This window comes from Peptoniphilus sp. DNF00840 (assembly GCF_001553125.1).
Classification (GTDB): domain Bacteria; phylum Bacillota; class Clostridia; order Tissierellales; family Peptoniphilaceae; genus Peptoniphilus_A; species Peptoniphilus_A vaginalis.
On sequence record NZ_KQ960250.1, the window covers coordinates 1 to 729 of the forward strand.

Sequence of the window (729 nt, forward strand, 5' to 3'; positions counted from 1 at the left end):
CAACTTTCTTAGCTTCTGCTATTTCCTTTGTTAAAGCTTCTTTGTTTAATTCAGGCTTTGCTACTTCCTTTAATCCTTCAAGCCCTTCTTTTAGCATTGCATTTAAACTTTCAATTTTTTCCTTAGGTTGATCATTTTTAGTAAGCCAATATTTATTTGCTTCAACAACAGCTTCTTTTAACTTGTTGAAGGAATCTTCTGTGTATTTTTTATCAGTATTTCCTCTATTTGTTATTTCTTCAGCTTTAACTATTAAGTCTTGGAAAATATCTAAAATTTTTAAGACTAATCTATTTTGCCTTATTGATTTTAAAGATCTTATTACATCATCAATGTCTTCTTCTTTCGCCTTTGGATCTTCTAATAACTTTATAGCTTCTTTATATTTATCTAAATATAACTTACTGCCTTCTTCTTTGTACTCGCCCTTTAGTACATCTTTGTATAAAGAGTCTTGTTCACGTAATAACTTTTCAAGTTCAGTTTTATTTTTTGCTTCTTTTACCTCTGCTGGACTTTCCTTGAATTCTTCAATTGCTTTTTGAAGTTCATTTTTTGCATTTTCTAAATATTCTTTAGACTTAATCTTATCTATTGATTCTTGAGTCTTTTTTATTGCTTCTTGTAATTTATTAAAGGCTTCTTCTGTCTTATCGCCTTTTTCAATTGCCCTAGCTTCATTAATTAGATTTGTTAGTTCTTCTTTATTTAAAGGCTCTTCCTTAGGCA

At 28.9% G+C, this 729-nt stretch carries 1 protein-coding gene; it reads right to left on the reverse strand.

Going from position 1 to position 729, the window contains the following annotated elements; genetic code table 11:
- A partial coding sequence (locus HMPREF1864_RS08660) for a coiled-coil domain-containing protein (protein ID WP_197415091.1) occupies positions 1–729 on the reverse strand: 729 nt, incomplete at both ends.